The organism is Clavibacter lycopersici (genome assembly GCF_003576405.1).
Classification (GTDB): domain Bacteria; phylum Actinomycetota; class Actinomycetes; order Actinomycetales; family Microbacteriaceae; genus Clavibacter; species Clavibacter lycopersici.
On sequence record NZ_QWGT01000127.1, the window covers coordinates 1 to 8,195 of the forward strand.

General features: G+C 73.4%; 7 protein-coding genes. All 7 read left to right on the forward strand.

The features are described from left to right. Window positions 1-72: 72 nt before the first annotated feature. Complete coding sequence (argS, locus tag DZG00_RS09585; protein WP_119381979.1) at window positions 73-1,737, forward strand: arginine--tRNA ligase; 1,665 nt, start codon at window positions 73-75, stop codon at window positions 1,735-1,737. A gap of 11 nt (window positions 1,738-1,748) precedes the next feature. Continuing rightward, on the forward strand, window positions 1,749-2,579 hold the full coding sequence (locus DZG00_RS09590; protein WP_119381978.1) for an LmeA family phospholipid-binding protein: 831 nt from the start codon (window positions 1,749-1,751) through the stop codon (window positions 2,577-2,579). Between the two features lie 155 nt (window positions 2,580-2,734). Then, window positions 2,735-4,234, forward strand: a complete 1,500-nt coding sequence (locus tag DZG00_RS09595; protein ID WP_119381977.1) for a diaminopimelate decarboxylase family protein — start codon at window positions 2,735-2,737, stop codon at window positions 4,232-4,234. Continuing rightward, window positions 4,231-5,562 (forward strand): homoserine dehydrogenase, encoded by a 1,332-nt coding sequence (locus DZG00_RS09600; RefSeq protein WP_119381976.1) that lies wholly within the window; start codon window positions 4,231-4,233, stop codon window positions 5,560-5,562. The genes DZG00_RS09595 and DZG00_RS09600 overlap by 4 nt, the downstream gene beginning before the upstream one ends. Continuing rightward, complete coding sequence (gene thrC / locus DZG00_RS09605) at window positions 5,562-6,638, forward strand: threonine synthase (RefSeq protein WP_079532519.1); 1,077 nt, start codon at window positions 5,562-5,564, stop codon at window positions 6,636-6,638. Before DZG00_RS09600 ends, thrC begins: the two co-directional genes overlap by 1 nt. A gap of 11 nt (window positions 6,639-6,649) precedes the next feature. After that, entirely contained in the window at window positions 6,650-7,600 is a 951-nt protein-coding gene (gene thrB, locus DZG00_RS09610) for a homoserine kinase (protein WP_119381980.1), read from the forward strand. A 294-nt stretch (window positions 7,601-7,894) separates the two neighbouring features. Continuing rightward, on the forward strand, window positions 7,895-8,195 hold a 301-nt coding region (locus DZG00_RS09615; RefSeq protein ID WP_199689807.1), incomplete at its 3' end, for a Rho termination factor N-terminal domain-containing protein.

The window sequence follows — 8,195 nt, forward strand, 5'->3', positions numbered from 1 at the left end:
CGTCGCGCGGGCGCGGGCGCGGGCGCGGGGGCCGGGCGGGGCGGGTCGCGCCCGCCGGTAGGATCGATCCCCATGACGACCCCTGACCTGACCGGCGCACTGTTCGACATCGTGGCCCGGACGGCAGGACGACGACCCGGCGGCGACGCCCTCGCGCTCAGCCCCGACATGGTCGTGCTCGAGCGCCCGCGCAACCGCGACCACGGCGACTGGGCCACCAACATCGCCATGCGGATCGCGAAGCCGCTCGGCGAGAACCCGCGCGCCATCGCGGCCGACATCGCCGCGGCGCTCGGCGAGCTGCCGCAGGTCGCGAAGGTCGACGTCGCGGGTCCCGGCTTCATCAACATCACGCTCGAGGCTGCCGCGGCCGGCGCCCTCGCGCGCACCATCGTCGAGCAGGGCGAGGCGTACGGCCGGGGCACGACGCTCGACGGGATCCGCATCAACCTCGAGTTCGTCTCCGCGAACCCGACCGGCCCCATCCACCTGGGCGGCGTGCGCTGGGCCGCGGTCGGCGACAGCCTGGCGCGCATCCTCCAGGCCGAGGGCGCGCTCGTCACGCGCGAGTACTACTTCAACGACCACGGATCCCAGATCGACCGCTTCGCCCGCAGCCTCCTCGCGAGCCACCTCGGCGAGGAGACCCCCGAGGACGGCTACGGCGGCGCCTACATCGGCGAGATCGCCGAGCGCGTGGTGGCCGAGTTCGACGGCGACATCGACGCGCTGTCCCGCGAGGAGCAGCAGGAGGTGTTCCGCAAGCACGGCACCGAGCTGATGTTCGGGGAGATCAAGCAGAAGCTGCACGACTTCGGCGTGGACTTCGACGTCTTCTTCCACGAGGACTCGCTGCACGAGTCGGGCGCCGTCGACCGCGCGGTCTCGCGCCTCAAGGAGCTCGGCCACGTATTCGAGGAGGACGGCGCCGTCTGGCTCCGCACCACGACCTTCGGCGACGACCGCGACCGCGTCGTGATCCGCTCCAGCGGCGAGCCCGCCTACATCTCGGGCGATCTCGGCTACTACCTCGACAAGCGCGAGCGCGGCTTCGAGCAGAACATCATCATGCTGGGGGCGGACCACCACGGCTACGTCGGCCGCATGATGGCGATGGCCGAGGCGTTCGGCGACACCCCGGGCGTCAACCTGCAGATCCTCATCGGCCAGATGGTCAACCTGCTGCGCGACGGCGAGCCCGTGAAGATGAGCAAGCGCGCCGGCACCATCGTCACGCTCGACGACCTGGTCGACGCGGTCGGCGTCGACGCCGGGCGCTACTCCCTCGTGCGCTCCTCCGCGGATCAGAACCTCGACATCGACCTCGCGGTGCTGGGCAAGCGCACGAACGACAACCCCGTCTTCTACGTGCAGTACGCCCACGCGCGCACTTGCGCCGTGGACCGCAACGCGGCCGCGTCCGGGGTCGAGCGCACGGCCTTCGCGCCGGAGCTGCTCACGCACCCGACCGAGTCGGCGCTCCTCGGCCTCCTGCAGGAGTTCCCGCGCATCGTGGCCCAGGCCGCGGAGCTGCGCGAGCCGCACCGGGTCGCCCGCTACATCGAGGAGCTCGCGGGCTCCTACCACCGCTGGTACGACAGCTGCCGGGTGGTGCCGCGCGGCGACGAGGAGGTCACCGACCTGCACCGCACGCGCCTCTGGCTGAACGACGCGGTGCGGCAGGTGGTCGCCAACGGACTCGACCTCGTGGGCGTCTCGGCCCCCGAGCGCATGTAGGGGAGCGGATCATGGCGGGTCGGTTCCTCGGCACGGAGGTCTTCGAGGCGCCCGAGCGCCGCGACCCGCGGGAGGCCAGGCGGCGTCGCCGCGGTCCGCGCGGCGGCACCGTGTTCATCTGGCTCCTCGTCCTCGCGGTGATCGGCGTCGGGCTCGCCTTCGGGCTGCGGATCATCGACCAGACCGTGCGCGGCGTCGCGCAGGACCAGGCGGAGAAGCAGATCGCCGACCAGCTGCCCGGCCAGATCACCGGGCGCGTCAACGTCGCGATCGAGGGCGACTGGGTCATCCCGCAGCTCATCCGCGGCACGCTCGACCGGGTCGTGCTCGACGGCCCGAACCTCCAGGCCGACGGCACGCCGTTCCAGGCGCACATCGTCGCGACCGACGTGCCCACCGACCAGGAGCGCACCGTGGGGAACGTCGTCGCCACCGTGTCGATGGACCAGGATCCCGCGAGCGCCCTCCTCGCCAAGACCGCGGGCACGCCGCCCGACCTGCGCTTCGGCGACGGCACGCTCGGCTACTCCGGCTCCACGAGCGTCCTCGGCCTCACGCTCGGCTACACCGTGGCGGCGGAGCCCGTGCTGCGCGACGGCTCGACCGTCGTCATCACGCCCGCCGAGGTCGAGCTCCAGGCGGGGTCGCTGAAGGTCGACCTCGCGCAGACCATCCAGGGGATCCGCGACATCACCTACCCCGTGTGCGTCGCGCAGTACCTCCCCGCGGGCGTCCAGGTGCAGGACGTGACCATCGCCGACGGGCGCGCGTCGATGACCGTGCAGTCGTCGTCGGTGAAGCTGACGCGCGACTCGCTCGGGGTCACCGGCAGCTGCGGATAGCCGACCGCGGCGTCGCCCGGAGGCCGCCGTCACATGGGCGGGGGCCCGTCCGGGCCTCGGTAGGATGGCTCGCACCGCCCCCCTCGGCTCCAGGGACCACACCGGGTCCGCTCGCCATCCCGCACGTCCGCCCCGCGCCCGAAGAGGTGACCCGAGTGACCGCGAACCCGCTGGCCCCGTCCTGGCTGCGGCCGCCCGACGACGCGAACGCGCTGGATCCGGCCGTCTGGTCGCGCGGATCCGCCCGCGGCGGCGACGGCGCCATCCGCATCGCCGGGGTGTCCGTCACGGAGCTCGCCGCGCGCTACGGCACGCCGCTGTACGTGATGGACGAGGACGACGTCCGCGCCCGCGCCGCCGGCACGCTCGCCGCATTCGACCGCGAGGCCGCCGCCGTCGGCACGAACGCCCGCGTCTACTACGCGGGCAAGGCGTTCCTCAGCATCGAGGTGGCCCGCTGGATGGTCGAGGAGGGCCTCCACATCGACGTGTGCTCCGGAGGGGAGCTGGCCGTCGCGCTCGCGGCCGGCGCGGATCCCGCCCGCCTCGGCTTCCACGGCAACAACAAGTCGGTCGCCGAGATCGACCGCGCGGTGGGTGCGGGCATCGGTCAGATCGTCATCGACAGCGAGGTCGAGGTCGAGCGCGTCGCCGCGGCGGCCGCCGCCCACGGTCGCGTCCAGGCCGTGCGCCTCCGCGTGAACAGCGGCGTGCACGCCCACACGCACGAGTACCTGGCGACCGCGCGCGAGGACCAGAAGTTCGGGATCACGCTGCCGGACGCGCCCGGCGTCGTCGCCCGCATCCGCGCGCACGCGTCCCTCTCCTTCACCGGCCTGCACGCCCACATCGGCAGCCAGATCTTCGAGACGGACGCGTTCGTCGAGTCCGCCCGCCGGCTCCTGGACCTGCACGAGCGGCTCCTCGCGGACGGCGCCGTGCCCGAGCTCAACCTCGGCGGAGGCTTCGGCATCGCCTACACGTCGGTCGACCGGCCGGTGCCGGTCGACGAGATCGCGCGGCGGCTGACGCGCATCGTCGGCGACGAGTGCGCGCGCCGGGGGATCGCGGTGCCCGTCATCGCCGTCGAGCCCGGCCGCAGCATCGTCGGGCCGTCCACCGCGACGCTCTACACCGTGGGCACGGTCAAGGACGTGCTCGTGACCGTCGGCGGCGTCGACGGCGAGGTCGCCGAGGCCTCCTCCGCCACGGGCGACGTCGAGGATCCGCGCGTCGCCGAGGAGGCCGAGACCGCCGTCCGCCGCTACGTGAGCGTCGACGGCGGCATGAGCGACAACGCCCGCCCCGCCCTCTACGGCGCCGACTACTCGGTGCGCATCGCGGGACGCTCCTCGGACGCGGACACCGCGCTCGTGCGCATCGCCGGCAAGCACTGCGAGAGCGGCGACCTCGTCGTCCTCGCCGACTACCTGCCGGGCGACGTGCGCGCCGACGACCTCCTCGCCGTCCCCGCGACCGGCGCCTACTGCTGGGCGCTCGCGAGCAACTACAACTGGATCGGCCGCCCGCCGGTCGTCGCCGTGCGCGACGGCCAGGCGCGCGTCATCGTCCGCGGCGAGACCGAGGCCGACCTGCTGGCGCGCGATGCGGGCACGCCCGTGGCCGCATCCCCCGACGTGAACGGAGCACGATGATCGAGTACCGGAACCTGCGCGTCGCCCTGCTGGGCTGCGGCTCGGTCGGCACCCAGGTGGCGCGCCTCATGCGGGAGCACGGCGAGGAGCTGGCGCAGCGCGTGGGCGCCCGGCTCGAGCTCGTGGGCATCGCGGTGCGCGACCGGGACGCGCCGCGCGACGCCTCGGTGCCGCGCGAGCTGCTCACCACGGACGCGGAGTCGCTCATCCTCGGGGCCGACATCGTCATCGAGCTGATGGGCGGCATCGAGCCCGCCCGCACCCACATCCTCGCGGCCATCGCCTCGGGCGCGGACGTCGTGACGGCCAACAAGGCGCTGCTCGCGACGCACGGCCCGGAGCTCTTCGAGGCGGCCGAGCAGGTCGGCGCGCAGCTCTACTACGAGGCCGCCGTGGCGGGTGCGATCCCCATCATCCGGCCGCTGCGCGACAGCCTCGCGGGCGACCGGGTCGAGCGGATCCTCGGCATCGTCAACGGCACGACGAACTACATCCTCGACGAGATGGACGCCCACGGGCTCGGCTTCGACGAGGCCCTCGCGACGGCCACCGAGCTCGGCTACGCGGAGGCGGATCCCACGGCCGACATCGAGGGCCACGACGCCGCGCAGAAGGCCGCCATCCTCGCGAGCCTCGCCTTCCACACGCGCGTGCCCGTCGAGGCCGTGCACCGCGAGGGCATCACGGGCCTCACGTCCGCGCAGTTCGACTCGGCGCGCAAGGCCGGGTACGTGATCAAGCTGCTCGCCATCTGCGAGCGCCTCACGGACCCTGCCACCGGCCGCGACGCGGTCTCGGCCCGCGTCTACCCGGCGCTCGTGCCGCGCGACCACCCGCTCGCCGCCGTGCACGGCGCGAACAACGCCGTCTTCGTCGAGGCGGAGGCCGCGGGCGACCTCATGTTCTACGGCGCGGGCGCCGGGGGAGTGCAGACCGCCTCGGCCGTCCTCGGCGACGTCGTCTCGGCCGCGCGCCGCCACGTCGTCGGCGGCCCCGGCGTCGCCGAGTCGACGCACGCCGACCTCGAGACGCTGCCGGTCGGCGCGATCACGACCCAGTACCAGATCACGCTGCAGGTGGCCGACGAGCCGGGCGTGCTCGCCCGCATCGCGCACCTGTTCAGCGAGCAGGGCGTCTCCGTGGAGACGCTCGAGCAGACCACGCACCAGGCCCCCGTGGCGGGAGGGGCGGGCGACCGGCCCACCGCTAGCCTGGTGATCGGCACGCACCGCGCCACCGACGCGGCCCTCCGGGCCACCGTCGACGCGGTGTCGAACCTCGACGCGGTGACGGCAGTCGCGAGCGTCCTCCGAGTAGAAGGAGCCTGATGGCCCACCAATGGCGCGGACTGCTCCGCGAATACGCCGACCGCCTCGACGTCACGGACGCCACCCCGATCATCACGCTCGGCGAGGGCGGCACTCCGCTCATCCCCGCGCCCGCCCTCTCCGCCCGCACGGGTGCGAAGGTCTGGGTCAAGTACGAGGGCATGAACCCGACGGGATCCTTCAAGGACCGCGGCATGACGATGGCGATCTCGAAGGCCGTCGAGCACGGCGCGAAGGCCGTCATCTGCGCCTCGACCGGCAACACGTCGGCATCGGCGGCGGCGTACGCGACGCACGCGGGCATCACCGCTGCCGTGCTCGTGCCCGAGGGCAAGATCGCGATGGGCAAGCTCAGCCAGGCCGTCGCCCACGACGCGCAGCTGCTCCAGGTGCGCGGCAACTTCGACGACTGCCTCGACATCGCGCGCGAGCTCAGCGCCAACTACCCCGTGCACCTCGTCAACTCGGTCAACAACGACCGCATCGAGGGCCAGAAGACGGGAGCCTTCGAGGTCGTCGAGGTGCTGGGCGACGCGCCCGACTTCCACCTCATCCCCGTCGGCAACGCCGGCAACTACACCGCCTACACGCGCGGCTACCGCGAGGACCTCGAGGCGGGCAACGCCACCAAGCTGCCCCGCATGTTCGGGTTCCAGGCCGCGGGCAGCGCGCCCATCGTCGACGGCGCCATCGTGAAGGACCCCGACACCATCGCCAGCGCGATCCGCATCGGCAACCCCGCCTCGTGGAAGCTCGCCCTCGAGGCGCAGCTGCTCACCGACGGCTACTTCGGCGCGATCTCGGACGCGAAGATCCTCGAGGCGCACCGCATCCTCTCGGCCGAGGTCGGCATCTTCGTCGAGCCCGCGTCGGCGATCAGCGTCGCCGGGCTCCTCGAGCGCGCCGAGGCCGGGCAGATCCCGAAGGGCGCGACGGTCGTCCTCACGGTCACGGGCCACGGCCTCAAGGACCCGCAGTGGGCGCTCCGCACGGCGGACGGCTCGGACGTCGCCCCCACGAGCGTCGGGGTCGACATCGCCGAGATCGCGGGCGTGCTCGACCTGGTCGCGTCGTGACCGACGGTCCGATGATCTCGGCGCTCCCCGTCGGGCGGCGCGTGCAGGTGCGCGTGCCCGCGACGAGCGCCAACCTCGGCCCCGGCTTCGACACGCTCGGCCTCGCGCTCGCGCTCTACGACGACCTCACGGTGACGGTGCGCGACGCGCCCGGCGCCACGGTCGACGTGCGCGGCGTGGGCGCGGGCGAGGTGCCGACCGACGAGACGAACCTCGTCGTCACGGCCATCGCCCACACGTTCCAGGCGTTCGGCCAGCCCATGCCGGGCCTCGACCTCGTCGCCGAGAACCGGATCCCGCACGGCCGCGGCCTGGGCTCCTCCGGAGCTGCCATCGTGTCCGGGATCATGGCGGCGCAGGGCCTCCTTGCCGGCACCGTGGAGATCGACGCCGACGCGCTCCTCCGCCTCGCCACCGAGATGGAGGGCCACCCGGACAACGTGGCGCCCGCGCTCTTCGGCGGCCTCACCATCGCATGGGTCGACGGGCAGGGCCCGCAGCACAAGAAGCTCGCCGTGCACCGCGGCGTCTCGCCGCTCGTGCTGGTGCCGGTCGCCACGATGTCCACCGCGCTCGCGCGCAGCCTGCAGCCCGAGTCCGTGCCGCACGAGGACGCGATCTTCAACGTCTCGCGTTCGGCGCTGCTCATCGCCGCGCTCATCCAGAGCCCCGAGCTGCTGCTCGCCGCCACCGAGGACCGGCTGCACCAGGACTACCGCGCCGCCGCGATGCCCGAGACGAACGAGCTCGTGCACCTGCTCCGCGAGCGCGGCTTCGCGGCCGTCGTGTCCGGCGCCGGACCGTCGCTCCTCGTGCTCGGCAGCGACCCGGGCCAGCGCCTCACGGCGGCCGAGCTCGTCGCCGAGCGGAGCGCGAACCCGTGGACCGCGCTCATGCTCGCCGTCGACGTCAAGGGCTCCACCGTCCAGGTCGTCGACGAGGGATCCGCGCCCGCCGCGTAGCCGGATCGCGCGGATCCCGCACCCGGCGCGCCGTTCCCCCCGCGGGCGGGGTGCCGGGTGCTAGGCTCCTGGCGACCCCGGAATCAACGGATCCACGCATGCGCGTCGGAGATCCGGTCCCGGTGGTCGCTTCTCACCACTCATCCGCTGTCGTCTCTGCAAGATCCCGTGCCTTCGTGCCCGACAGCAGCTCCGGACGGAATCAGACCGTCCGCCGCTTTCGCAGAGACACACGCGATCGGCTCTCCTCCGCACGGGCTTCGTCCCGGCGGATCGGGGAAAGGACCCACGCACATGACCGATGTCGACACCCGCGCCACCACCGCGGACCTGAGCGCGCTCCGCGTCTCCCAGCTCCAGGCCATCGCCTCCGAGCTCGGGATCCCGGGCGGCTCCAAGCTCCGGAAGGGCGAGCTCGTGACCGCGATCTCCGAGATCCAGGCAGCCCGGGGGCTCACCGTCCCCGCCGACGAGGCGGCCCCCGACGCCGCCGCGATCGCCGAGACCGGCGACGCGACCCCCGCCTCCACGGACGAGGCGACCCCCGCGGCCGCCGAGCCCGCCCCGGCCGCCGAGCCCGTCGCGGCCGCCGAGC